Raw genomic sequence first — 24307 nt, 5'->3', positions numbered from 1 at the left:
CTCGCGTGCCGGTCCAAATAAACGCTTGGTCGTGGATGACAGGGAGATCTCCTGGGGGGCTTTGTTTTGCGTTCCGCACGACAAAGCCACTTCCTACGCGTTCTTGACGGGTCTCCACCTCGCGCGAAAACGCTCTCAGCCCCCTTCCCCAAGGCCGCCGACGCGAGGCGGGTCGCCTGTGGCGCTCGGCCCGCGGCCCTGGGGTGGGCAGGACGGTTTGTTTATTTGGCGTTGCCGTCCTGTTTCACTTCGAGCTGCCGGCGGGCCTCGCTGCATTTGGTGGACTTCGCGTTGCCGCTGCCGTTCGCCGGATGGCAGAGCCCCAGCTGGACATCGCGGAAGTCGTGCCTGGCCCGCGCGCGGTAGGTCTGCGGGCGAGGATCAAGGGCGTTGGCGGTGTCGGCCAGGGGCACGGACAGCAGCATCACCGACGCGAGGGCTGCTCCCGCCGACATGGTCGGCCGCATGCGGATGGAGTTCTTCATTTTCTTTTTCCTTTTGGAATGAAGGGGAAGGGGCCGGCCGCAGGCGAGGCGGGCCTTGCTTTCGCGGTTCTGGCGCGGGGCGCGGACGCGTTCATGCAGCGTGCTCCTCGATCCGGGCTGGGGCGCTCGCCGGGGCTGCCGGCTGCCCCGGCCAATGCCGGCGGCGGGCCTGGCGCGCCCAGGGGCGGCGGAAGTCGAAGGTGGCGACGTAAGGGTAGATGACCGGCAGCACCACCAGGGTGAGCAGGGTGGCCGAGACCAGCCCGCCGATGACCACGGTGGCGAGCGGGCGCTGCACCTCGGCGCCGGCGCTGGTGGACACCGCCATGGGCAGGAAGCCGAGGCTGGCCACCAGGGCCGTCATCATCACCGGCCGCAGGCGCATGGCGGCGGCCTTCTGGGCGGCGGCACGGGGCGAGAGGCCGTGCGCCTCCTCGTCGCGCACATAGCTCATCAGCACCACGCCGTTCAGGATGGCGATGCCGAAGGTGGCGATGAAGCCGATGGCGGCGGAGATGGAGAACGGCATGTCGCGCAGATAGAGCGCGATGATGCCGCCCGTGGCCGCCACCGGCACGTTGAGGAAGATGAGCGCCGCGACCCGCGCGTCACCGAACATCACCACCAGCGCCACGGCGATGGCCGCCATGGCTGCCGGCACCACGATGGCGAGCCGCGCGGTTGCCGCCTGCATGTTCTGGAACTGGCCGCTCCAGACCATGGAATAGCGCGGCGGCAGCTTCACCTTGGCGGCGACGGCGGCTTCCGCCTCGGCCACGAAGCTCTGTACGTCGCGGCCGCGCACATTGGCCTGCACCGAGATGCGGCGCTGCAGGCGGTCGCGGCTTATCTGGGCCGGGCCTGAGGCCACTTCCACCGAGGCGACGCGGGAGAGCGGCACCATGGCGCGCCCCGAGCGGCCCACCGGCAGGTTGCGCAGCCGCTCGGCATCGCCCCGGTCCTCGGGCGGCACCCGCACCACGATGTCGGTGATGGAATTGTCGTCGCCATAGACCATGCCGGCGGTGCGCCCACCGATGCTCTCGACCACGTCGAGGATCTCGGACACGTTGATGCCGTAGCGCGCGGCCATGGCGCGATCGATGGTGATGGAGAAGGAGGATTGGCCCGCCTGGGATTCCGCCTTCACGTCGGCCGCGCCCTCGACGCCGGAGACCACCCGCACGATCTCGTCTGCCTTCTCGCGCAGCACCTTCAGGTCATCGCCATAGAGGCTGATGGCCACATCGCCGCGAATGCCTTCCAGGAGGTCGTCCATGCGCATCTGGATCGGCTGGGAGAAGCTGAAGGAGACGCCGGGCACCTTGGCCCGCAAGCGCTCGTCCATGGCGGCCACCAGCTCGTTCTGGGTGTGGGCGGTGGTCCAGGTGGAGGGGTCGTTGAGGGTGATGAAGGTGTCGGTGGCCTCGACCCCCATGGGGTCGGTGGGGATCTCGGCGCTGCCGGTGAGGGACACCACGCGCTTGACCTCGGGAAACTCCTTCAACACCTGCTCCATGCGCGTCACCGTGCGGATCGACGCTTCGAGGTTGATGCCCGGCAGCTTCTCCGAGGTGATGACGATGGAGCCCTCCGACAGCTTGGGCAGGAACTCGCCGCCCAGCCGGCTCGCCAGGAACACGCTGACGCCGAACACCGCGAGCGTCAGCGCCACCGTCATCGCCGGATGGCGGGTCGCGCGCTGCAGCGTGGGCGTGTAGAGCCAGCGGGCGCCGCGCACGAGCCGCGTCTCATGCTCGTTGATGCGCCCGCGCGCCAGGAACAGGGCGGCCAGGGCGGGGACCACCGTCATGGTCAGCACCAGCGATCCGGCGAGCGCCAGGATCACGGTGATGGCCATGGGGCGGAACATCTTGCCCGCCACCCCGTCCAGCGACAGGATCGGCACATAGACCACGATGATGATGGCCACCGCGAAGGCGATGGGCTTGGCCACCTCCGTGGTGGCATCGCGGATCACCTCATAGGCATTGCGGCCCGGCTCCTCGGCCCGGCGGCGCATCACGTTCTCGATCATCACCACCGCGCCGTCGACGATCAGGCCGAAGTCGATGGCGCCCAGGCTCATGAGGTTGCCGGAAAGGCCCAGCGCGCGCATGCCGGCAAAGGCGATGAGCATGGACAGCGGGATGGCGGCCGCCACGATGAGGCCGGCGCGCAGATTGCCGAGGATCAGCAACAGCACCACGATGACCAGCACCGCGCCTTCCACCAGATTGTGCGTCACCGTGGTGATGGTGCGCTCCACGAGGGTGGACCGGTCGTAGAAGGGGCGGATCTCCACCCCCGGCGGCAACTGGGCGTCGAGGTCGGCCACCGTCTCCTTGATGGCGTTGACCACGGCGCTGGCATTGGCGCCGTACTGCATCATCACCACGCCCACCACGGTCTCGCCGGCGGCATCGTGGGTCACCGCGCCCAGGCGCACCTTGGGGGCCTCCACCACCTCGCCCAGGGTGCGCACGGTGATGGGCACGCCGCCTTCGCCGGTGGCCACCACGATGTCCGCGATATCGTCCATGGTCTTCACCAGGCCAAGCCCGCGAATGACTTCCTGCTGGTCGTTGTGGCTGAGATAGGCGCCGCCGCGCGCGGAATTGTTCTGCTCCAGCGCGGCGAAGAGCTGGGCCATGGTGACGCCGTAGCGGCGCAGGGCGTCGGATGAGACGCGCACCTCATAGGTGGGCATCTCGCCGCCATAGATGTTCACGTCGGCGACGCCGGGGGTGAGGCGCAGGCGGGGCGCGATGGTCCATTGCAGCAGGCGCCGCAGGGCCATGGGCGAATAGCCGGGCCCGCGCACCTCGAACTGGTAGACCTCGCCGAGGCCGGTGGCCATGGGGCCCATCTGCGGATCGCCCACGCCGGGCGGCATCATGGCCTTGGCCTGGGTGAGGCGCTGGAACACGTCGTCGCGCGCCTGGGCGAGCGGCATCCCTTCCTCGAACGTGGCGTAGACCGCCGAGACGCCGAACCGGGACACCGAGCGCACGCTCTCCAGCCCCTGCGCGCCGGCCAGGGCGTTCTCCACCGGGAAGGTCACGAGGCGTTCCACCTCCAGCGGGCCGAGGCCGGGCGACTGGGTGAGGATCATCACCTGCTTGGGCGAAATGTCGGGAACCGCGTCCACCGAGAGGGATTTGACGCTGATGAGGCCGGCAATGGCACCGGCCAGCACCAGCACCAGGATGAGCCGGCGGCGGGCGATGAGGAGGGAGAACCAGGCTTTCATGGATGTGTCCTCACTCCTCGGAGCCGAGCAGGGCGCGCAGCAGCACCGCCTTCAAGGCGAAGCTGCCGGTGCCGGCCACGGTCTCGCCGGCGGCGACACCCTCGCGCAGCTCCACCCAGTCGGTGCGCTGCAGGCCGAGCTTCACCGGGCGGCGCTCAAACGTGCCGTCGGCGCGTTCCACGAACACCACGGGGCCGTCCTCGGTCTGCTGGATGGCGCCCGCGGGCACGGTGACGCCGCGCCGGCCGAGATCGGCGGTGATCTCGGCGGTGACATACATGTTGGCCTTCAGCGCCCCGCCGGGATTGGCGATCTCGATGCGTGCGGGCGCGGTGTTGGTGGTGGGGTCGAGCGCCGGGTTCACCGAGGCGACGCGGCCTTCATATTGCCGCTCCACGACGCCGGGCGCCGTCACCACGGCCGGGTCGCCGGCCTTCACGACCGCGATGTCGTCGCCGAACAGGTTGGCCTTCACCAGCACCTGCGAGGGGTCGGCGATGGTGAGGGCGTCGCGGCCCGTGTCCACCACGTCGCCGAGGGTCACGGCCAGGTCCACCACCACGCCGGAAATGGGGGAGATGATGGCGCTGGTGCCGGGATCTTCCCCCGGCGGCGGAGCCAGGCGCTCATACTGGGCGGCGTAAAGGTCCACCTGGGCCTGGGCGGATTGGACGGCGGCGCGGGCCTTGGCGGCATCCACCTGCCGCCGCTCCAGGTCGATCTGCGCCACGCGCCCGTTCTGGATGAGGACATTGCCACGGTCGAGCGCGGTCTCGGCGATCTTGGCGGCAACCTGCGCCTCCGCCAGGGCCGCCTTGGCGGCGGCGAGGCCATTGCGCGCGTCGAGCACGCCGCTGGCGTCGAGGGTGGCAAGGACCGCGCCGGCCTTCACCTGGTCGCCGGGACGCACGGCGAGGGACAGCACGCGCCCCTGGGTGCGCGGCTTCACACGGGCCACGCGCCGCTCGTCGAAGGCGACCATGCCAGGGGTGCGGATGACCTTCCGGATCTCGCGCTCCTCCGCCTTGGCGGTGGTGATGCCCAGCTCCTGGCGCAATTGAGGGGCCAGGCTCACCACATCGCCGTCGACCTGCGGGGCCGGGGCCTGCGCGCTCTTCACCGGCGGCGCCTCGGCCGCGGTGAGTGGCATGTAATAGGAGGCGGTTGTGCCCAGCGCGGCGAGTGCAGCACTGACGATAATGCCTTTTTGAATTGTATTCATGCGTCTTCAGTCCACGCAGACAGTTGTCGTCATGTGATGCGGGTCGCCGATTTGCTTCGTCTGCACGAGGGTGGCGTCATTCGACAGGCGCACCTCTTCCGTTCACCGGCCGCACAGGCCCGGCAGCGGATCGCAGCGATGTCTTTAAACGTCATGGCGCCGATCGGAGCCATTAAATTCGAGTTTAGAGTTATCTCGCCCGGGAATGCGCTATGACTTTAGGCATCAGCCGGCCATGCGAGGAAAAACCGGCGAAGGACGTGGGATGGCCAAGGTATTATTGATTGAGGATGACCGGGAAACCGCCGAGGAGGTGGTTGCGGACCTGCGCGGGCGCGGGCACGAGGTGCAGTGGGCCGACACCGGCCCCACCGGTCTCGACCTCGCCCGGGACCGGACCTGGGACATTCTCGTTACCGACCGGCTGTTGCCGGGGCGGGACGGGTTGAGCGTGCTTCAGGAATTGCGGAGCGAGGGAGTGCGCACGCCGGCTTTGGTGCTGAGCGCGCTCAGCAGTGTGGACGAGCGCATTCGCGGCCTCCGCGCGGGCGGGGATGACTACCTCGTCAAGCCGTTCGCCTTCGCCGAGCTGGCGGCGCGCATTGAGGCGCTGCTGCGGCGGCCGGCGGAGCCGAAGGAAACCCTGCTGCGTGTGGGCTCGCTGGAGCTGGACCTCATCTCCTCCACCGCCAAGCGCGGCGGGCGCGAGATAGAGCTTTTGCCGCGCGAATACAGACTTTTGGAATACATGATGCGGCGCCCGGGCCAGACCATCACGCGCGCCATGCTGTTCCAGGATGTGTGGAACTATAATTTCGTGCCGAAATCCAATCTCGTGGATGTCCATATCGGGCGTCTGCGGCACAAGCTCGATGGACCGGGTGAGCCGAGCCTGATCCAGAACGTTCGCGGTGTCGGCTTCGTTTTCAGCCCCGATGCATAATCTCTTCAAGACCACCGCTTTTCGCTGGGCATTCGCCATCGCGCTCTGGTCGGCGCTGCTTTCGCTCGCTCTGTTCGCCTTCGTGTATTGGCGCACGGTGACGTTCGCGCGCGAGCAGCTCGACCATATGGTGCTGCACGAGGCGCAGTTCGCCGCCGCGGCCCCCGCGGAAAGCGCGCACCGGCTGCAGATGTGGCTGATGGAAGACCTGCACAGCGTGCGCTTCGCCGCCTTGTTCGCGCCCGATGGGCGGCCGGTCGCCGGCAATCTGGGATACTTCCCGGCGGGGCTGCCCACCGACGGCGTCGCCCGGCGCATCCAGATGACGGTGCAGCTTGCCGGGCAGAGCGTTTCCGAGGAGCTTCGGGCGGTGGCCGTGCGGCTCGATGACGGGCAGCGACTGGTGGTCGCCCACGATTTGGACGAGGTGCAGCGTGGCCGCAGCGTGATGATGCGGGCCCTGGCGCTGGCGGCGGCGCCGACGCTGCTGCTCTCCATTCTCGGCGGCGTGGTGCTGGCCGCGCAGGCCCGCCGGCGCGTGTCCTCTGTCGAAGCGGTGCTCGCCAAGCTGATGCGCGGGGATCTGCAGCATCGCCTACCGGTGAACGGGACGGGCGATGAATTCGACCGGCTGTCCGCCGGCGTGAATGTGCTGCTGGCGGAGATCGAGCGGCTCATGGACGAGGTGCGCGGGGTGGGCGACAGCATCGCCCACGACCTGCGCACGCCGCTCACCCGCCTGCGCGCGCGGCTGGAGCGCAGCCGCGACGGGGCGCGGAGCATCGAGGAGTTCCAGCAGACCATCGACCAGGCGCTGGTCTGGCTCGACCAGACCCTGGCCCTCATCACCGCCGTGCTGCGCATCGGCGAGATTGAGCACGAGCGCCGGCGGGCTGCTTTCCAGCCCTTCGACCTCGCCCCGATGCTGCGCGAGGTGGCCGAGCTCTATGAGCCGACGGCGGAGGAAAAGGCGATCCGTATGACCGTCGACATCTCGGCGCGGGATGCGGTGGTGACCGGCGATTGCGACCTGATCTTCGAAGCCGTGGCCAACCTCGTGGACAATGCCGTGAAGTTCACGCCCGAGGGGGGCGCCGTGCGACTGGGGCTTCGGGAGGTGGAGGGCGCGCCGGTGATCAGCGTCGAGGATACCGGGCCCGGCATTCCGGTGCAGGAGCGGGATCAGGTGTTCAAGCGCTTCTACCGCTCCGCTCCGGAGCGGCACATCGATGGCAACGGGCTGGGCCTCAGCATCGTCGCGGCCATTGCCGCACTCCATGACTTCACCGTTCGGGTGGTGGAAGCGCCCGGCGGCGGCTGCCGGTTCGAGCTGGTCTGCCCCCGCTCGCCCGACGCCGACCGCGACGGGGGACGCGGCCGCGGAGCCAGGCGCATCGGGACCGGCGACGGCCTCCTGGCCTGCCGCCCGGTGCGAACCTGAGCCGGAGTTTCAACGACGCGATGGCCTGGACCGACAAGATGAAGCGCGTGGTGCCATTGATGCTGGTGGTCGTGGCGGTGGGGATGGGACCGGGCCGCATGGCCCTTGCCGCCTCCTCAGCCGCCTCCTCCTCCTCCGCGCCCGAGGGCCGGGCTGAAGAGCCGGGTGCGGACCTGGCCCGGCGGCGCATGGTGGCCGAAGGGCACCTGAAGTTCCTCTATGCCATGTATTTCGCGGTGAAGGGCTGCACCGAGGCGGCCCGCGAATTCTCGAAGCCCGATTTCCTGCCCCCGGTGAGCCTGGACGAGGTCCGGCGCCTGACGGCCACCGCCGATGCCGCCGCGCGCGAAGTGGGCGTGGATGTCGACCGCGCCTGGATCGTGGCGTCCCCCATCGGCCAGGCGACCGGCGAAGCATTGAAGAAGGATACGCCGGAGAATCTGAAAAAATGCCGGCAGACGGGCACCTTCGTGCGCTCGGTCCTGGCGCAGCTTCAGCTTTCCCTCACCGGCCTGGGCAGCAAGCGCTCCATCATCGAGAAGGACTTCTAGCGCGTTTCCCGCGTTTTCCTATCGGGTGGACGCTTGTTCTTGTCGTGACCTGACGGCCCGATGTGGACGGCGACCACCCAGGCGCGTGGCCAAGGGCCGTGAGCCAAGCTCCGCGGTCCTCGGCGTCAGCTCTTAGAGCGCGCGAGCTTTCCAGGCGCGCCGGCGCGTCAGCGCATATCGAACAGCTCCTGGTGAAACCTTTTTTCCACCGGAATGCCCTGGGCGGCGAAATCGGCGCGCAGGGCGGAGCCGAAGCCGGCGGGGCCGCAGAACCAGATGCTGGCTTCACGCCAATCGGGTACCACCTCGCGGATGCGCGCGCCGGTCAGGCGGCCGTCGCGTCCGCTGATGAGCACGTGCAGGCGCACATTGGCGGCCTCCGCATGTGCCGCCAGCCGGGCGAGCGCATCTTCGTCCACGTCGCTGGTGGTGTGGAAGAGGTGCGCCACCTGCCCCTGCGGCCAGTCGGGGGCATCGGTGTGCATGGCCATGTGCTTCATGCGGGCGAGGAATGGCGTGATGCCAATGCCGCCGCCGATCCAGATCTGGGTGCGGCAGTCGTCGTCGAAAGTGAAGCAGCCATAGGGGCCTTCGATGCGAACTTCCTGGCCCACGCGCAGCTTGTCCTTGAGGCGGCCGGTATGGTCGCCCAGCGCCTTGGTCACGAAGGTGATGCGTGGCTGTTCGGGGTGCCAGCCGGAAGCGATGGTGTAGGGGTGGGCACCCTCCGAGGCATCGGACATGGCGAAGGCGAACTGTCCCGGGCGGTGGCCCGGCCAGCCGTTGGGCACGTCGATGATGGTCTCGAGCGCCTTCACGCCGGGAAAATAGGTGAGCTGCGCGATGCGCCCCTTCACCTGCCGCGCGGCGCCCACGCGGCGCAGCAGCACCACGACCGCCGCATAGGTGCCGCCGGCGAGCAGCACGGCCATCACCACGCCCAGCGGCGTCATCCAGTCGGCGAACGTCAGCAGCACCACGGCATGGAACGCCAGCACCAGATACGCCACGGCGAGCAGCCGGTGGATCTTGTAGAACCAGCGGTAGGGAAAGGCGCGGATCAGCGCCAGGACGATCAGCGCCACGGCGGCGTAGAAGGCCCACTCGCCCACGCTCTCGGCCGTGCCGCGCAGGGTTGAGAAGAAGGCTTCCACGGGGTTCTCAATGGGCGGGCGCGGACCGCGCGGCGGGCGCACCAGCAGGCCCCAGCCCACCGCCCATTTCGGGCCCTGGGTCCAGAGCCAGTGGACGACCGAGACGACGAGGGCGGTGATGCCCAGCCATTTGTGCAGCCGGTACATCTTGTCGAGGCCGCCCAGCCAGCGCTCGGGCCAGCGCGGGCGCAGGGCGAGCATCATGGCCACGCTCATGACGGCCATGGCGAGCACGCCGGTATATTGGACGGCCACGGTGCGCACCGGAAAAAGGCCCCGGAGCTGGAACGCTCCCGGCTCGGCGGCGATCCAGAGCACCGACATGAGGACGAGGATGCCGAAAAGGGCCAGCTTGATGTGTCGCATGTCTGCGTGTCTCAATCTCCGTGGGCGCGGCGAGTCGCCTTTGACCGTGGGTCAGGCATAACCTCAAGCCACGACACCTGAAAGCACCTGATGTTGCATTGAGGGCGCTCAAGTCCGGTACCGATGCCGGGTCCTGTGCCTCCGTTTCGCTGTCCGGGCCCGCCTCCTCGTGCCAGCTGGCGCCGCGCGTAACGGTGTCGCGCGGGCATTCAAGCCGAGGTCCGGGCGCGGGGCCTCGCATGGCCCGCGCCACCGGCCGAGGGGCTGGGAACGCTCTTGGCGGAGCGGGGTTACCGCGCGGGGCCCCTCGGCCCCGCATCGTCGCGGCCGCCGTCGGGCCATGGCGTACCGGCCATCGGTTCCGCCGCAGCCTGCGCCATCCGCCTGCGGTGATGGTGACCGTCGTCATCCGCGCGGACGTGATCGTGGTGACGCGGGGCGTGGTCGCGCTCACGCGAGGCGTGGTCGCACTCACGCATGGGGCGCGCGTCGGCGTGGCGGCTTGCGTCGGCGTGCGTGGCGGCCGCCCGCTGTCCGTGCTGCCCGCTCCGCTCATGCCGCTGCTGCCGCTCCTGGCTGGCGGGCGCCGGGGCGGTGATGTCCGATCCGGCGAGGGCGATGCCGCTGCCCGAAGCGAGGAGAAGAAGGGTCGCGCCGATCAGCGTGAGGGTTCTCACGCGGGTCTTCACGTGGGTCTTCATGGAGAGCCTCCCGGTTGGCAGTGTCCGGCGGCATCCTTGCGCCCGCACCTGACAGCGACCTGAACCCGGTGCCGAGGGCCGTTCAGCTTCCCGTCAGCTTGGCGGTGGGAAAGCGCACGGTGGCCCGGAAGCCATCGGAGCGGCCTGGAACGGGCGAGGCCAGCTCCAGGCTCAGCCCCGCCCCGCGGCACACGGCGGCGCCGATGGCGAGGCCCAGGCCCGAGCCGTCGGCCTGGGTGGGGCCACGCTCGAAAGGCCGGGTCAGACGCGCGAGTTCACTGGCCGGCACCACGGCGCCGGCATTGGAGACGTCCAGCACGTCCTCGGCCAGCCGCACCGTCACCGGCGTGTCGGGGGCGCGATGCTTGAGGGCGTTCTCGATCAGGTTGCGGGCCAGGATGGCGAAGGCGTCGGGATCGATGTCGGAGACCGGACCGCCCTCGGTTGGGATGAGCACGTCAAGGTCGTCGGCCTGCTCGCTCTGGCGCGAGATCTCCTCGATCACGTGGCGCAGCACCGGGGCGAGGGGGGCGGGGGCCTCGGCCAAAAGGCCGCCGCCTTCGGCCTTGGCGAGCTGGAGCAGCTTTTCCGACAGGCGCGAGAGGCGTTTCAGCGCCGTGGCGATGGCCCGTGCGCGCTCGCGTTCCGGCCCTTCGTGCAGCTCCGCCATCAGGCGCTGGGTCTGCGCCAGAGCGGCGGCGATGGGAGTGCGCAGCTCATGGGCGCTGTTGGCGGTGAAGCCGCGTTCCGCCTCCAGCGCGCCGCGCAGGCGCTCCAGCAAGGCGTTCACCGAAGAGGCGACCGGCGCGATCTCCTCCGGCAGCCCGGACGCCGCCACGGCCGACAGGTTTCCCCGGCCCCGGGCCTCGATGGCGGTGCGGAAGGCCACCACCGGCCTCAGGGACAGGCGGATGGCGAGCCAGACGGCGACCAGCGCGATGGGCACCAACGCCACCAGCGGCCAGATGAGCGCCATCACCGCGCTGCGCACCGCATTCTTGCGGTGGCCGAGATGCTCGGCCGTGGTGACCGAGATGGTGCCCTGCACGGCGGAGATGGTGAAGGTGCGCAAATGGTGGGTGGTGTGGAAGCCGGGGGCGAGCGCACGCGGAATGTCCATCAGGTCGGCGTCGCTGGATTGCAGCAGCTCGCGCCCGGCCGCGTCGCGCACCACGTAGGAGATGTATTCGCGGTGGGTGCCGATGGGCGCCATGCGCTGGGGGGCGTCGCCGTCCTCGCGGGAGAGGAGTTCGGAATAGGCGAGGGGCAGCACCCGCTGGGCCACCTCTTCGAGGGCGCTGTCGAACACGTCGTCGATCTCGCGGCGCAGCACCAGGCCGGCCACCGTCGCCGCCGCGAGCCAGAGCGCGGTGACCGAAACAGCGAGCCAGAGCCCCAGGCGCCGGCCCAGGCTCCAGCGGCGGGCGGGGCGGGCTGCGTTCACGCGCCCGCTCCCGGCGTGCCCAGGCGATAGCCCATGCCGCGCACGGTCTCGATGGCGTCCGCGCCCAGTTTCTTACGCAGGCGGGCGATGTAGACTTCGATGGTGTTGCTCTCCACTTCCGCGTCGAACGAATAAAGCCGCTCTTCCAGCTGGGGCTTGGACATGAGCTGGTTGGGCCGCTGCACCAGCGCCTCGAACAGCGACCATTCGCGCGCGGTGAGCGAGATGGCGCGCCCGCCGCGGCGGACCGAGCGGGCAGCAAGGTCGATTTCGAGATCGCCGACGGTGACGAGCGGGTTGGGATTGCCCGCATAGCGCCGCCCCACCGCGCGGATGCGGGCGGAGAGCTCGTAGAGGTCGAACGGTTTCACGAGATAATCGTCGGCGCCCGCGTCGAGGGCGGCGATGCGGTCGGAGATCTGGTCGCGGGCGGTGAGGACGATCACCGGGGTCACATCGCCGGCGGCGCGAATGCGCTTCAGGAAATCGGAGCCGCGCCCGTCCGGCAGCATGAGATCCAGGAGCACGAGCTCGAACACGGCGGCATGGAGGGCGGCATCGGCCTCGCCGAGGCGGGTCACCCAATCGGCGCCGTGCCCATCGGCCACGAGCTGGTCACGCACGGCCGTGCCGAGAATCGGGTCGTCTTCCACCAGCAGAATGCGCATCTCTCACCTCGGCGCGGAACAGGCCAACCCGGAGCGTCCTTCGCCAGCCGTGCAGCGGGCTCTCGGCGGAACCGCGAAGGCGTGAAAAGGCTGGAGGATGTCCGGTGAATGGCCGCCATGGCATATAGTGTAGCCCGGCGGGCGGGCCATGGGGCGCGCGAATGCGCCGCGCCGTTCAGGTGGCCGTCAGCTCCGCGTGCTTCTGCTGGACGCGGGGCGTGCGAAGGAGAGTGAAGGTGAAAAGCGCAGCGTTCGCGGGCGGTCTCGCCATGGTCTGCCTCGCCACGGTGAGCCTGGGCGCCGTGGGTCTCGGCGCGGGCCCGGCGATGGCCGGACCCCATTGCGATGTGCCCCTTGCTCAATGGCAGCCGCGCGCCGCCCTTCAGAAGAAGCTGGAGGCGGAGGGTTGGACCGTGCTGTCCATCCGTTCCGACGACGGCTGCTACAAGGTGCGGGCTACCAATGCCCAGGGCCGGCGGCTCAAGGCCAAATACGACCCCGCCAGCCTGGAGCCCGTGGCCCGCGCGGATGACGCCCCGGACGACGACTGAGGTCGGCCGGGGCGGGTTTGCGGGAGTGCGTCAGCGCTGGCTGTCGGCCATGTGGGCGCGGTAGCCGCCCTGGCGTTCCAGCATCCAGCCGGGATATTCCGGCGGCAGGGCGCTCGCCGCATCCAGCGCCGTGAGCTCCTCGGTGGACAGGCGCACGCGGGTGGAGGCGAGATTGTCGGCCAGCTGGTCCGGCCGCTTCGCCCCGACGATGACGCTGGTCACCACGCTCTGGTGCAGCAGCCAGGCCAGGGCGATCTGCGCCACGCTCACCCCATGGGCCTCGGCGATGGGCCGCATGGCGTCGATCACCCCATAGCCCCGGTCGCGGTTCACGGGCGGGAAGTCGAAGGCGGCACGGCGGCCGCTGCCGGAGGCCTCGTCCGAGCGGCTGTACTTGCCGGAGAGCAGGCCGCCGGCGAGCGGGCTCCACACCATCAGCCCCAGCCCCTCGGACTTCAGCATGGGCACGATCTCGCGCTCGAGGTCGCGGCCCGCCAGGGTGTAATAGGCCTGCAGCGACAGGATGGGCGCCAGCTGGCGGGCGGCGGCGATGCCGATGGCCTTGACGATCTGCCAGGCTGCCCAGTTCGACAGGCCGATGTAGCGGACGTGGCCCTGGCGCACGAGGGTGTCGAGCGCCTCCAGCGTTTCCACGATGGGCGTGGCGGCGTCGAAGCCATGGATCTGGTAGAGGTCGATATGGTCGAGCTGGAGCCGCTGAAGGCTCGCCTTGCACTGGTCGAGGATGTGCTTGCGCGAGGCGCCGCGGGCGTTCGGGCCTTCGCCCATGGGGCCCAGCACCTTGGTGGCGATGACGAGATCATCGCGCGAGAGCCCCAGATTGCGGATGGCGCGGCCGAGGATGCGCTCGCTCTCGCCGCCCGCATAGACATTGGCGGTGTCGATGAAGTTGACGCCGGCCTCCACGGCCGCCTTCACCAGCGCGTCGGCTTCTTCCTGGTGGAGCTGGCCGATCTGGGCCCACATGCCCTCATTGCCGCCGAACGTCATGGTGCCGAGGCAGATCTCGGAAACGAAAAGGCCGCTGGGGCCGAGCTGACGATAACGCATGGTCATGCTCCTTATGGCGGGACAACCCGTGCCGATGACATAGGCCCGCCGGCCGCCCCGGCGCGACGCGGATCCTCGCGCTCTCTTGCCCGATTCTCTCAAAACGCCGGGCGGGGCTTTTCCCGCCCGCGCGGTGGCCTACTTTAGGGCCATGAGTGATGATCTCCTCGACCGGCCCCGCGAGCTGCTCTGGCAGCAATGGCAGCGCTTTGGCCGCGAGACGCCGCTGGAGGGGCTGCGGCTGATGGTGGCGCAGGAGCCGTCCGGCCTGCTGCACGCGGTCTATCAGGCGTCCTTCTGTGGTGTGCTGCAAGGCGCGAAGATGAGCCTTCTGGGTGAGCGCGCCTTTCGCTACGACACTGGCAAGTGCCTGATCGCCTCAATGGACCTGCCCATCACCGCCCAGATCGTCGAGGCGAGCGCGGAGCGGCCCTACATGGCGTTCAGCCTTGCCGTGGACCCGGCCATGATCGCCGACCTGCTGCTGGATGCTGCGGAGGAGCCGGCCACGGGAGGCTTCGCCTCCATCGCGGTGTGCCGGATGGAAGCCGATCTGCTCGACCCCTTGGGCCGGCTGCTGGCGATGCTGGATTCCCCGCGCGACCTCGCCGTGCTCTCGCCCTTGATCCGGCGCGAGATGGTGTGGCGGCTGCTCAACGGCCCCCATGGCGCTATGCTGCGCCAAGTGGGGCTTGCCGACAGCCGGCTGGCGCGCATCGCCCGCGCGGTGGCGTGGATCCGCGATCATTTCGCGGAAACGCTGCGCGTGAGCGATCTCGCCGCCCTGGTGGGGATGAGCCTTGCCAGCTTCCACCGCCACTTTCGCGCCGCCACCGCCATGTCGCCCATCCAGTTCCAAAAGCAGATCCGCCTGCAGACCGCTCGGCGCATGCTGCTCTCCGACGGGGTGGAGGTGGCCAATGTGGGGTTCTCCATCGGCTATGAGAGCCCGTCCCAGTTCAGCCGCGACTATCGCCGGCTGTTCGGCGAGCCGCCGGGCCGCGACGGCGCGCTGATGCGCGGCGGCGTCCTCTCATCCCTGGAGCTCTAGGGCGCTTCGAGCGGAGGGGCGCCGGTTCGGGTAAACGCAATGCGCTCGGGGGAGGCTCCGCCCCATTGCCCTGGCGTGAGAAATGGGGGGAAACCGCTCAGCCTAAGGTCGTCCCCCTTCTGTCGCCTGATTATGCTAACCCCACAGGGCGCCTTGGATGGCGGCGAGGCGCAGGGAGCGGGCGGATGCGGGTCCTCATTACCGGAAACATGGGCTATGTCGGCTCTGTGCTCACGCGCTACCTCAAGGGAGCGAACCCGGACATCGAGCTGATCGGCTATGATGCGGGCTTCTTCGGCCATGCGTTGACAGGGGCGGAGCGGCTGCCCGAATCCGTGCTCGCGCGCCAGCATTTCGGCGATGTGCGCGCGTTTCCCGCGGAGCTGCTGGAGGGCGTGGACGCGGTGGTGCATCTGGCCGCCATCTCCAACGATCCCATGGGCAAGGAGTTCGAGGAGGTCACCGGCGCCGTGAACCGCGACGCCAGCGTGCGCATCGCCCGCCTGGCGGCGCAGAGCGGCGTGCGGAATTTCGTCTTCGCCTCTTCCTGCTCCATGTATGGCGCCACCGAGGGCAGCCCGCGCAAGGAGGGCGACCCGACCAACCCGTTGACCGCCTATGCCCGCTCCAAGATCGGCACGGAAAGCGACCTGCGTGACGCGCCGCTCGGCGACATGGTGTTCACCTCCCTGCGCTTCGCCACCGCCTGCGGCATGTCCGACCGGCTGCGGCTCGACCTGGTGCTGAACGATTTCGTGGCCTGCGCCCTCACCCGCGGCGAAATCTCCGTGCTCAGCGACGGCACGCCCTGGCGGCCGCTGATCGATGTGGAGGACATGGCCCGTGCCATCGCCTGGGCCATCGGCCGCACGCGGGAGAATGGCGGGCCCTGGCTGGCCGTGAATGCGGGCCGCGACGAGAATAACTACCAGGTGCGCGACCTGGCCGAGGCGGTGGCGCGTCATGTTCCCGGGGTGAAGGTGAGCATCAATACCGACGCTCCGCCGGACAACCGCTCCTACCGGGTGGATTTCGCCCTGTTCCGCGCTTTGGCGCCGGATAACATCCCGCAGGTGTCCCTCGACCGCTCCATCGAGCGGCTGGTGGACGGGTTCCGGCGCATGGATTTCAGGGACGCGAATTTCCGCGAGTCGCCTTATATGCGGCTCAACATGCTGCGCCGGCACATGGCCGCCGGCCGGCTCGGCGCCGATCTGCGCTGGGTGGCCGGGCAGGCCTGACCGGTGATGCCGGCCGTGCCATGGCGCAGAGCGGGGCTGCACCAGGGCACCACGGGCGCGAAGGCGCCGGGCCGGATTGTTCTTCACTCTCCCCGATCACAGGGCTCGCCGATGAAGTGCCGCCACTGCTCCGCTCCCCTGGCGCACACCTTTCTCGATCTGGGCTTCGCGCCGCCGTCCAACGCCTATCTCTGCGCGGCGGACCTGCACCGGCCGGAGGTCTATTTCCCGCTGAAGGTGAAGGTGTGCGACCGCTGCTGGCTGGTCCAGACCGAGGATTATGCCGCCGCAGACGCGCTCTTCACCCCGGGCTATGCCTATTTCTCCAGCACCTCTTCCAGCTGGCTCGCCCATGCGGCCCGCTATGTGGAGAAGATGATCGGCAAGCTTGAGCTCGATGCCGGCAGCTTCGTCATCGAGGTCGCCTCCAACGACGGCTATCTCCTGAAGAACTTCGTCGCCGCCGGCATTCCGTGCCTGGGCATCGAGCCCACGGCGAGCACCGCCGACGCGGCCGAGAAGCTGGGCATTCCGGTGCTGCGCAAGTTCTTCGGGGCGGCGGTGGGGCGCCGGCTGGCCGCTGAGGGGCAGCAGGCGGATCTCGTCATCGGCAACAACGTCTATGCCCATGTTCCCGACATCAATGACTTCACCGCCGGCCTTGCCGCCGTGCTGAAGCCCACGGGCACCATCACGCTGGAGTTTCCGCACCTCATGCGGCTGATCGATGAGGCGCAGTTCGACACCGTCTACCACGAGCACTTCTCCTACCTGTCGCTGCGCACCGTCGGCCGGCTGTTCGCCAGCGCCGGGCTACGGGTGTTCGACGTGGAGGAGCTGCCGACCCATGGCGGAAGCCTGCGGATTTTCGGCTGCCATCACGAGGATGCCCGGCCCACCAGCGCGGCGGTGCATGACCTCTTGGCCCTGGAGCGGGAGCGCGGCCTGGAGGATCTCGCCACCTACAGCGCGTTCCAGGCGCGGGCGGACCGGATCAAGGACGACCTTCTGTCCTTCCTCATCGCGCAGAAGCGGGAAGGCCGGCGGGTCGCCGCCTATGGCGCCGCGGCCAAGGGCAACACCCTGCTGAACTATGCCGGCGTGAAGCCCGACCTTCTGCCCTTCGTGTGCGATGCAGCCCCCTCCAAGCAGGGGCATTTCATGCCCGGCAGCCATATTCCGATCCTGCCGCCTTCCGCGCTGTTGGAGCAGCCCGTCGATGACGTGCTCATCCTGCCGTGGAACATCGCGGATGAGGTGCGCCGGCAGAATGCGGAGCTCGCCGCGCGCGGCACCCGCTTCGTCACGGCGGTGCCCCGGCTGCAGATTTCATGAGCGCCGCGGACGCCGGACCCGCGCAAGGTTCGTCCCGTAATCCTCGATCTCCGCGCGCGGGCGCGGCCGTTGCGGGTGCGGGGCGCACCCGGGGAAGGGCGGGGTGATGAAGGCGCTATACGAGCAAACCGGGTTGCCCGTGCTGCAGAACCGTGTCTATGCCACCGCGCGGGAGGCGCAGGCGTGCCAGCTGGGTGACGTGCGGCTGGTGCAGGATCCAGCCACGGGCCTCGTGTTCAACGCGGCCTTTCGGCCCGAGCTCGTGATCTACGACAGCAATTACCACAACGAGCAGTCCCTCAGCTCCGCCTTCGTCCGGCATCTGGAGGAGGTGCGCGAGATCATCGCCCGCCGGCTCGGCCGGGAGCGGCTGGTCGAGGTGGGCTGCGGCAAGGGCTTCTTCCTGGAGATGCTGCTGGCGGCCGGGTTCGACATCGTCGGCTTCGATGCCGCCTATGAAGGCGACAATCCCCGGATCCAGCGGCGCTTCTTCGAGCCGGGAATGGGCATGTCCGGCGACGGGCTCATCCTGCGCCATGTGCTGGAGCATATCGCCGACCCGGTCGCTTTCCTGCAGAATCTGAAGGTCGCGAACGGTGGGCAGGGGCTCATCTATATCGAGGTGCCCTGCCTCGACTGGATTCTGGAGAATCGCGCCTGGTTCGACATCTTCTATGAGCATGTGAACTATTTCCGCCTGGCCGACCTGAACAAGATGTTCGGCACCGTGGTGGAAAGCGGGCGGCTGTTCGGCGGGCAATATCTCTATGTGGTGGCCGATCTCGCCACCGTTCAGGCGCCCGCATTCGTGCCCGGTGACGCCGTCACCGTCCCCGAGAACTTCGCCGCCTCCCTGGCGACCATGGACGGCGCGGGCGGGGCGATCTGGGGATGCGCCTCGAAGGGGGTGATCTACGCCCTGCTGCGCGCGCGCGCCGGACATCCGGTCGATCTCGCCATCGACATCAATCCGGCGAAACAGGGCCGGCACATGCCCGTCACCGGCCTGCGCGTTCATGCGCCGGATGAGGGACTGGCCCTGCTGGCACCGGGATCCACCATCTACATCATGAATCCGAACTACGCGGACGAGATCCGCGCCATGTCGCACCATGCCTACCGCTATGTCGAGGTCGGAAATGACTGAGTTCGAACAGGAAAGAGAAGCCCGCATCGCGGCCCTCGGCACGGACGCCCAGCTGCGTCAGGACACCGGGCGCTTCATGCTCAGCTCCATCAACGCCAAATATTCCTACAATTTCTCCTGGATGGGCCGGCCGATCATCCAGTATCCGCAGGATATCTGCGCGATGCAGGAGCTGATCTGGTCGGTGCGGCCCGACCTCATCATCGAGACCGGCATCGCCCATGGCGGCTCGCTGATCTTCAGCGCCTCCATGCTGGCCCTGCTCGACCTGACCGATGCCATCGAGGCGGGCACGCCGATGGACCCGCGCGCGAGCCGGCGCAAGGTGATCGGCGTGGACATCGACATTAGGGCCCATAACCGCGCGGCCATCGAGGCCCATCCCATGGCCTCGCGCATCGAGATGATCCAGGGCTCCAGCATCGCCCCGGAGATCGTGGCCGAGGTCAAGCGCCGGGCGGAAGGCCACGCGCGCATTCTCGTCTGCCTCGACAGCAACCATTCCCACGACCATGCGCTGGCGGAGCTAGAGGCCTATGCCCCGTTGGTGAGCGCCGACAGCTATTGCGTGGTGTTCGACACCATCGTCGAGGACCTGCCGAAGGGCCTGTTCCACGATCGCCCCTGGGACGTGGGCAACAATCCCAAGACCGCCGTCCATGCCTATCTGAAGGGGCATCCGGAGTTCGAGATCGACGTGGCGATCCAGAACAAGCTCCAGATCACCGTTGCGCCCGACGGCTTCCTGAAGCGCGTCAAGGCCTGAGCTGACGGGGCGCTGCGGCGCCCGTCCCACACCGGGGGCAAGCGGCTGGCGTCTTGGTCCCGGTTCAGGATCGGGCCCGCGTATCAGGCTCCGGCGCCGCAATGGGCCAGCAGCAGCTCGGTGAAGGCGTCCGCCTGCTCCACATTGGAGAGGTGGGCGCAATCGAGCTTGGCCACATGGGCGCTGGCGATGGACTGGGCCAGACGCAGCCCTTCCTCCGGCGGCGTAGAGGGGTCCTGGGTGCCGACGATCACCAGGGTTGGCGCGCGGATCAGCGGGGCGGTGAGGCGAAGGTCCATGTCGCGGATGGCGGCGCAGCAGCCGGCATAACCCTCGGCCGCGGTGGCGTTGAGCATGGCGCGCACCGGCGCCACGCGCTCGGGATGGGCGGCGAGGAAAGCGGGGGTGAACCACCGCATCAGCACGCTTTCCGTCAGGGCGGCCACGCCGCCGTCCAGTACGGCGTTAATCCGCTCGTCCCATACCGAGGCGAGCCCCATGTGGGCGGTGGTGTTGGCGAGCACCAGCCCGGTTACGCGCTCCGGCACCCGGGCGGCCAGCCACTGCCCCACCATGCCGCCCAGGGACAGGCCGCAGAAATGCACATGCTCGACGCTCAGCGTGTCCATGAGCTCGACCACGTCGCGCCCCAGCCGGTCCATGCCATAGGCGCCCACCGGCACGTCCGAGCGGCCGTGGCCCCGGCAGTCGTAGCGCAACACCCGGAAGGTCTCGGCGAGTGCGGGTATCTGCGGGTCCCACATCTCCAGCCGGGTGCCGAGGGCGTGGGACAGCAGCAGAACCGGCGCGTCCGCCGGCCCGTCAAAACGGTAGGCGAGGCGGCATCCGTCTCCGAGGGTCACATGACCCAGGCTCTCATAACCCAGGCTCTCATGACCCAGGCGCTCTTGGCCAATGGACTCGTCTGCCGCTGGGGGCGTCATCGTCATCCTCCACCTTGCGCCTAGCTCCGGCGCGGGCCGGAGCAGGCTGGTACCGGGAGGAAAACGCATTTTGCCGCCCGCTCCAACCCTTTTGCAGGGGAATGCGTCAGGTGGGCTTGCCGGGGTGCCGCTCGGCCGCCAGGTGGCGGTGCAGGGTCGAGCGGTGGATGCCGAGCCGCCGCGCCGCCATGGAAATGTTGCCGTTGCAAGCGGCAAGGGCGGCCTGGATGGTGGCGCGCGTCACCGTCTGAAGGTCATCCTCGCGGAGGGTGTCCGCTACGTCCGCAGGGGCATCGCGCGGGCCGTCGCGCAGATCAGCGCGCAGGTCCGCGGGCAGGGCTTCAGGGCCCAGAATGCCGCCGGGTTCGGCCAAAGCATGCAGCACCTTGAGCGTACCCACGAACTGCCGGAAGTTGCCAGGCCAGGAGTAGCACGCCAGGGTCGCGACGCATTCGGGCGAAAGGGCGGGCGCATCGCCCTCACCCGCCAGCTCCCGCCAGAAGTGCCGCACCAGGGCCTCGCGCTCGGGCAGGTGTCGCAGCGCCGGCAGCGCCACCGTGTACTGGGCGATGCGGAAATAGAGGTCGGCGCGGAAGGTGCCGGCATCCACCAGCTGCTTCAGGTCGCGGTGGGTGGCGCAGACCAGGTGGAAATCGACGGGCACGGGCTTGCCGCCCCCCAGTGGCGTGACTTCCCGCTCTTGCAGCACCCGCAACAGGCGGGTCTGGAGCGCCAGCGGCATGTCGCCGATCTCATCCAAGAAGAGAACGCCGCCATCGGCCTCGCGCAGAAGGCCCTTGAAGCCGGCTCGGCGGGCGCCGGTGAAGGCGCCGTCCTCATAGCCGAACAGCTCGGACTCGATGAGCCCCTCCGGCAAGGCGGCGCAGTTCACCGCCGCGAACGGCCGCTGCGCGCGCTGCGAGCGGGCGTGGATCTGGCGGCTGAAGACCTCCTTGCCCGAACCGGTCTCGCCCTGGATCAGCACCGGCACGCCAGCATCAAGCAGGCGCACGGCGCGGCGCAGGGCCTCGGCGGTGACGGCATCGAAGCAAGGCTCGGGCGACTGGCGTGACAGGGCCGCGGGCAGCGGTTCCGCCGGCGTCGCTGTCGGCGCCGGGGCGCTGACAGCGCGGCTGCCGTCCGGCTGCGCGGCGGAGGTCCGGGACGAGGCATGGCGGGACGGCTGCTGCTCCATGCGGGCATGCAGGGTGTCGCCGCGGGTGCTGCGCACGCGCCGTACCTCCGCGCTCCGGCCCAGGCTGCCCTCGAACAGCTCGCTGTAGCGGCAGGTTCCCAGGGCATCCCAGCCGAGGCTGAGCTGGGCGAGGCCCCAGCGGTTGGCGGCCACCAGGCGATAGTTCTCGAACACCAGGATGCCTTCGCGGCTGGTGCCCAGGAAGCTGGCATCGGTGTGGAAGCGCACCACGGTATGCCCGGGGAAGGCGCCCTCGAACAGGCGGTGCTCCACCTGGTTCACGGCCAGCTGCACCAGCCCCAGAGCGTGCATCTGCGCCACCGCCGAGGGGCCGGACAGGTCCAGCAGGCCCACCACCTCGCCGAAGGGATCGAGAATGGGTGCCGCCGCGCAGCTCAGGATGCCGTGGGCCTCCGCATAATGCTCGGCGCCGCGCACCTCCAGTGGCCGGCGCTCCACCAAAGCGGTGCCGATGGCGTTGGTGCCGATCGCGGTTTCGCTCCAGTTCACGCCCGGCAGCAGGGAGACCTGGGCCGCGCGATCGGCGAATTCCGCCGAGCCGATGGTGTCCAGCACCAAGCCTGAGGGATCGGTGAGGATGACGATGCTGCCGGTGACGGCGGCATCCGCGTGGAGCGCCTCCAGCTCCGGCCGGCAGCGCCGGCGCAGGGTTTCCGCCCGGTCACGGTGCTGGCGCAGCTCGCCCGCGGTGACGGGCTCGGGGGCGACGCGTCCGCCCGGCGGCAGGCCGCGCGCGGCGCAGCGCGTCCAGGAGCGCAGGATCGGCTCAGCCACGCCAGTGCAGATCGCTTCCCCGGAGAAGAAGCGCTGGCGCGCGGCAACCAGCGCCTCGTGCGAGAACAGGTGGGCGTCGCGGGACGGGATGGTCTGCAGCATCGGCACCTCGGGACGTTTTCGCTCCCAAATGACGGGTGTTGCAAAATGCGACACCTGTCGTTCCGTGTTGTTCTTATGGGCGACAGTCTCGCACGACTGTTCATGCCGCGTCCAGCTCCGGCCAAAGTGGAGTGGATCCAGCCTTGACCTGAAGTGCAGCCGCACAACAACTTACCGCACTGCAAGAATAAAAGTTCCGCATCCGGCCGGCAATTGGCACGAGGGCTGCGATAGGATGCGCGACCCACAGTGGGAGGAAACCATGAACAAGCCAGAATTCCTCAATCAGGACAAGGCCTCGCCCTTCAAGGCCCGGTACGGGAACTTCATCGGCGGCACCTTCGTGGAGCCGGTGAACGGGCGCTATTTCGAGAACATCTCGCCCATCAACGGTAAAGTGATCTGCGAAGTGGCGCGCTCCGATGAGCACGACATCGAGAAGGCCCTCGACGCCGCCCACGCCGCCAAGGACGCCTGGGGTCGCACCCCGGCCGCCGAGCGCGCCCTGATCCTGAACCGCATCGCCGACCGGATGGAGGCGAATCTCGACCTGCTCGCGCTGGCCGAGACCTGGGACAACGGCAAGCCCATCCGTGAGACCACGGCGGCGGACATTCCGCTGGCCATCGACCACTTCCGCTATTTCGCGGCCTGCGTGCGCTCCCAGGAAGGCGCGCTCTCCGAGATCGACCACGACACCATCGCCTATCACTTCCACGAGCCGCTCGGCGTGGTGGGCCAGATCATTCCCTGGAACTTCCCGATCCTGATGGGCGCGTGGAAGCTGGCCCCGGCCATCGCCGCCGGCAATTGCGTGGTGCTGAAGCCGGCGGAGCAGACCCCGGCCTCCATGCTGGTGCTGGCCGAGCTGATCGCCGACATCCTGCCCGCCGGCGTTCTCAACGTCGTGAACGGCTTCGGCCTGGAGGCCGGCAAGCCGCTCGCCTCCTCCAAGCGCATCGCCAAGATCGCCTTCACGGGTGAGACCGGCACCGGCCGCCTCATCATGGGCTATGCCAGCCAGAACCTCATCCCGGTTACCCTGGAGCTGGGCGGCAAGTCGCCGAACATCTTCTTCTCGGATGTGGCGGCGGAAGACGACGACTTCTTCGACAAGGCGATCGAAGGCTTCGTGATGTTCGCCCTCAACCAGGGCGAAGTGTGCACCTGCCCCAGCCGCGCCTTGATCCAGGAAAGCGTCTATGACCGCTTCATGGAAAAGGCGCTGAAGCGCGTCGCCGATATCAAGCAAGGCTCGCCGCTCGATCCCTCCACCATGATCGGCGCCCAGGCCTCCAGCGAGCAGATGCACAAGATCCTGAGCTATATCGAGATCGGCAAGGCGGAAGGCGCCAAGGTGCTGATCGGCGGTGAGCGCAACGCCCTGGAAGGGGACCTTTCGGAAGGCTTCTATGTGAAGCCCACCGTGTTCCTGGGCAACAATTCCATGCGCATCTTCCAGGAAGAGATCTTCGGCCCCGTGGTGTCTGTGACCACCTTCAAGGATGAGGCGGAGGCGCTCTCCATCGCCAATGACACTCTGTTCGGCCTGGGCGCCGGCGTGTGGACGCGCGATGGCTCTCGCGCCTACCGCTTCGGCCGCGCCATCGAGGCGGGCCGCGTGTGGACCAACTGCTACCACGCTTATCCCGCCCATGCGGCGTTCGGCGGATACAAGCAGTCGGGCATCGGGCGCGAGACCCACAAGATGATGCTGGACCATTACCAGCAGACCAAGAACCTGCTGGTGAGCTACAGCCCGAAGAAGCTCGGCTTCTTCTGAGCGGATCCGCGCCTTCTGGTGAAGGCGCGGCGCCAGACGTGGCCGGCGGCGGGGCGGGGATGCCCGGCATCCTCACTTTCATCCGTCCCGCCGCCGGG

The 24307-nt window shown here is 68.7% G+C and carries 20 protein-coding genes; 10 read left to right on the top strand and 10 right to left on the bottom strand.

Annotation, left to right across the window (positions count from 1 at the left end; genetic code table 11):
- Positions 1 to 221: 221 nt before the first annotated feature.
- The 3 genes from V5F26_RS02995 to V5F26_RS02985 all read right to left on the bottom strand — a co-directional run bounded on the left by V5F26_RS02995 (position 222) and on the right by V5F26_RS02985 (position 4960).
- Positions 222 to 485 carry a hypothetical protein gene (locus V5F26_RS02995; protein WP_394058009.1) on the bottom strand — a complete coding sequence of 88 codons (264 nt, stop codon included), beginning with the start codon at positions 483 to 485 and terminating at the stop codon, positions 222 to 224.
- 91 nt (positions 486 to 576) lie between these two features.
- Positions 577 to 3738: an efflux RND transporter permease subunit gene (locus V5F26_RS02990; protein WP_394058007.1), complete on the bottom strand. Its 3162-nt coding sequence runs from the start codon at positions 3736 to 3738 to the stop codon at positions 577 to 579.
- Between the two features lie 10 nt (positions 3739 to 3748).
- Entirely contained in the window at positions 3749 to 4960 is a 1212-nt protein-coding gene (locus V5F26_RS02985; protein WP_394058005.1) for an efflux RND transporter periplasmic adaptor subunit, read from the bottom strand.
- A gap of 265 nt (positions 4961 to 5225) precedes the next feature.
- Here V5F26_RS02985 and V5F26_RS02980 point away from each other — a divergent pair, with 265 nt between their 5' ends.
- Genes V5F26_RS02980 through V5F26_RS02970 form a run of 3 tightly spaced genes read left to right on the top strand, consistent with a single transcriptional unit; the run spans position 5226 to position 7895 of the window.
- Positions 5226 to 5903 (top strand): response regulator transcription factor, encoded by a 678-nt coding sequence (locus tag V5F26_RS02980; RefSeq protein WP_394058003.1) that lies wholly within the window; start codon positions 5226 to 5228, stop codon positions 5901 to 5903.
- Positions 5896 to 7344 (top strand): sensor histidine kinase, encoded by a 1449-nt coding sequence (locus V5F26_RS02975; protein ID WP_394947675.1) that lies wholly within the window; start codon positions 5896 to 5898, stop codon positions 7342 to 7344. Before V5F26_RS02980 ends, V5F26_RS02975 begins: the two co-directional genes overlap by 8 nt.
- 20 nt (positions 7345 to 7364) lie before the next feature.
- Entirely contained in the window at positions 7365 to 7895 is a 531-nt protein-coding gene (locus V5F26_RS02970) for a hypothetical protein (protein WP_394057999.1), read from the top strand.
- 167 nt (positions 7896 to 8062) lie between these two features.
- On the opposite strand, the gene V5F26_RS02965 is transcribed toward V5F26_RS02970, so the two are convergent.
- The 4 genes from V5F26_RS02965 to V5F26_RS02950 form a co-directional block, all read right to left on the bottom strand.
- The gene (locus V5F26_RS02965; protein ID WP_394947674.1) at positions 8063 to 9415 is read right to left on the bottom strand and encodes a ferredoxin reductase family protein; all 1353 of its coding nucleotides are present in this window, start codon (positions 9413 to 9415) and stop codon (positions 8063 to 8065) included.
- 290 nt (positions 9416 to 9705) lie between these two features.
- Positions 9706 to 10116, bottom strand: a complete 411-nt coding sequence (locus tag V5F26_RS02960; protein ID WP_394947673.1) for a hypothetical protein — start codon at positions 10114 to 10116, stop codon at positions 9706 to 9708.
- A gap of 82 nt (positions 10117 to 10198) precedes the next feature.
- Positions 10199 to 11560 carry a sensor histidine kinase gene (locus V5F26_RS02955; RefSeq protein WP_394947672.1) on the bottom strand — a complete coding sequence of 454 codons (1362 nt, stop codon included), beginning with the start codon at positions 11558 to 11560 and terminating at the stop codon, positions 10199 to 10201.
- Complete coding sequence (locus tag V5F26_RS02950) at positions 11557 to 12228, bottom strand: response regulator transcription factor (RefSeq protein ID WP_234053130.1); 672 nt, start codon at positions 12226 to 12228, stop codon at positions 11557 to 11559. Before V5F26_RS02950 ends, V5F26_RS02955 begins: the two co-directional genes overlap by 4 nt.
- A gap of 236 nt (positions 12229 to 12464) precedes the next feature.
- Between V5F26_RS02950 and V5F26_RS02945 the strand changes: the two genes are divergently transcribed.
- The gene (locus tag V5F26_RS02945) at positions 12465 to 12779 is read left to right on the top strand and encodes a PepSY domain-containing protein (protein ID WP_370640787.1); all 315 of its coding nucleotides are present in this window, start codon (positions 12465 to 12467) and stop codon (positions 12777 to 12779) included.
- A gap of 30 nt (positions 12780 to 12809) precedes the next feature.
- On the opposite strand, the gene V5F26_RS02940 is transcribed toward V5F26_RS02945, so the two are convergent.
- On the bottom strand, positions 12810 to 13850 hold the full coding sequence (locus V5F26_RS02940; RefSeq protein WP_394947671.1) for an aldo/keto reductase: 1041 nt from the start codon (positions 13848 to 13850) through the stop codon (positions 12810 to 12812).
- 151 nt (positions 13851 to 14001) lie between these two features.
- On the opposite strand from V5F26_RS02940, the gene V5F26_RS02935 reads away from it, so the two are divergent.
- The 5 genes from V5F26_RS02935 (at position 14002) to V5F26_RS02915 (ending at position 19390) form a co-directional block, all read left to right on the top strand.
- Complete coding sequence (locus tag V5F26_RS02935; RefSeq protein ID WP_394947670.1) at positions 14002 to 14901, top strand: AraC family transcriptional regulator; 900 nt, start codon at positions 14002 to 14004, stop codon at positions 14899 to 14901.
- A gap of 185 nt (positions 14902 to 15086) precedes the next feature.
- Complete coding sequence (locus V5F26_RS02930; RefSeq protein ID WP_394057990.1) at positions 15087 to 16142, top strand: NAD-dependent epimerase/dehydratase family protein; 1056 nt, start codon at positions 15087 to 15089, stop codon at positions 16140 to 16142.
- A 111-nt stretch (positions 16143 to 16253) separates the two neighbouring features.
- Positions 16254 to 17477: a methyltransferase domain-containing protein gene (locus V5F26_RS02925; protein WP_394057988.1), complete on the top strand. Its 1224-nt coding sequence runs from the start codon at positions 16254 to 16256 to the stop codon at positions 17475 to 17477.
- A 106-nt stretch (positions 17478 to 17583) separates the two neighbouring features.
- A complete protein-coding gene (locus V5F26_RS02920) occupies positions 17584 to 18624 on the top strand; it encodes a class I SAM-dependent methyltransferase (protein ID WP_394947669.1) in 1041 nt (346 codons plus the stop codon).
- On the top strand, positions 18617 to 19390 hold the full coding sequence (locus V5F26_RS02915) for a cephalosporin hydroxylase family protein (protein ID WP_234053124.1): 774 nt from the start codon (positions 18617 to 18619) through the stop codon (positions 19388 to 19390). Before V5F26_RS02920 ends, V5F26_RS02915 begins: the two co-directional genes overlap by 8 nt.
- A gap of 83 nt (positions 19391 to 19473) precedes the next feature.
- Here V5F26_RS02915 and pcaD read toward each other — a convergent pair whose 3' ends face one another.
- Positions 19474 to 20340, bottom strand: a complete 867-nt coding sequence (pcaD, locus tag V5F26_RS02910) for a 3-oxoadipate enol-lactonase (protein ID WP_509210536.1) — start codon at positions 20338 to 20340, stop codon at positions 19474 to 19476.
- A 100-nt stretch (positions 20341 to 20440) separates the two neighbouring features.
- On the bottom strand, positions 20441 to 22426 hold the full coding sequence (locus V5F26_RS02905) for a sigma-54-dependent Fis family transcriptional regulator (RefSeq protein WP_394947667.1): 1986 nt from the start codon (positions 22424 to 22426) through the stop codon (positions 20441 to 20443).
- 262 nt (positions 22427 to 22688) lie between these two features.
- On the opposite strand from V5F26_RS02905, the gene adh reads away from it, so the two are divergent.
- Complete coding sequence (gene adh / locus V5F26_RS02900; RefSeq protein ID WP_234053121.1) at positions 22689 to 24209, top strand: aldehyde dehydrogenase; 1521 nt, start codon at positions 22689 to 22691, stop codon at positions 24207 to 24209.
- The last annotated feature ends 98 nt before the right edge of the window (positions 24210 to 24307 follow it).

Origin of the sequence: Xanthobacter variabilis (assembly GCF_043831965.2) — a bacterium.
GTDB lineage: Bacteria > Pseudomonadota > Alphaproteobacteria > Rhizobiales > Xanthobacteraceae > Xanthobacter.
Note: the sequence above shows the minus strand (reverse complement) of the source record. Positions and strands in the feature narration are given on the sequence as shown.

Bases quoted from the DNA above. Each gene is read 5' to 3' on its own strand.
- V5F26_RS02995 (WP_394058009.1), bottom strand. From the start codon at position 485: ATGAAGAACTCCATCCGCATGCGGCCGACCATGTCGGCGGGAGCAGCC.
- V5F26_RS02990 (WP_394058007.1), bottom strand. From the start codon at position 3,738: ATGAAAGCCTGGTTCTCCCTCCTCATCGCCCGCCGCCGGCTCATCCTG.
- V5F26_RS02985 (WP_394058005.1), bottom strand. From the start codon at position 4,960: ATGAATACAATTCAAAAAGGCATTATCGTCAGTGCTGCACTCGCCGCG.
- V5F26_RS02980 (WP_394058003.1), top strand. From the start codon at position 5,226: ATGGCCAAGGTATTATTGATTGAGGATGACCGGGAAACCGCCGAGGAG.
- V5F26_RS02975 (WP_394947675.1), top strand. From the start codon at position 5,896: ATGCATAATCTCTTCAAGACCACCGCTTTTCGCTGGGCATTCGCCATC.
- V5F26_RS02970 (WP_394057999.1), top strand. From the start codon at position 7,365: ATGGCCTGGACCGACAAGATGAAGCGCGTGGTGCCATTGATGCTGGTG.
- V5F26_RS02965 (WP_394947674.1), bottom strand. From the start codon at position 9,415: ATGCGACACATCAAGCTGGCCCTTTTCGGCATCCTCGTCCTCATGTCG.
- V5F26_RS02960 (WP_394947673.1), bottom strand. From the start codon at position 10,116: ATGAAGACCCACGTGAAGACCCGCGTGAGAACCCTCACGCTGATCGGC.
- V5F26_RS02950 (WP_234053130.1), bottom strand. From the start codon at position 12,228: ATGCGCATTCTGCTGGTGGAAGACGACCCGATTCTCGGCACGGCCGTG.
- V5F26_RS02940 (WP_394947671.1), bottom strand. From the start codon at position 13,850: ATGCGTTATCGTCAGCTCGGCCCCAGCGGCCTTTTCGTTTCCGAGATC.
- V5F26_RS02935 (WP_394947670.1), top strand. From the start codon at position 14,002: ATGAGTGATGATCTCCTCGACCGGCCCCGCGAGCTGCTCTGGCAGCAA.
- V5F26_RS02930 (WP_394057990.1), top strand. From the start codon at position 15,087: ATGCGGGTCCTCATTACCGGAAACATGGGCTATGTCGGCTCTGTGCTC.
- V5F26_RS02925 (WP_394057988.1), top strand. From the start codon at position 16,254: ATGAAGTGCCGCCACTGCTCCGCTCCCCTGGCGCACACCTTTCTCGAT.
- V5F26_RS02920 (WP_394947669.1), top strand. From the start codon at position 17,584: ATGAAGGCGCTATACGAGCAAACCGGGTTGCCCGTGCTGCAGAACCGT.
- V5F26_RS02915 (WP_234053124.1), top strand. From the start codon at position 18,617: ATGACTGAGTTCGAACAGGAAAGAGAAGCCCGCATCGCGGCCCTCGGC.
- pcaD (WP_509210536.1), bottom strand. From the start codon at position 20,340: ATGACGATGACGCCCCCAGCGGCAGACGAGTCCATTGGCCAAGAGCGC.
- V5F26_RS02905 (WP_394947667.1), bottom strand. From the start codon at position 22,426: ATGCTGCAGACCATCCCGTCCCGCGACGCCCACCTGTTCTCGCACGAG.
- adh (WP_234053121.1), top strand. From the start codon at position 22,689: ATGAACAAGCCAGAATTCCTCAATCAGGACAAGGCCTCGCCCTTCAAG.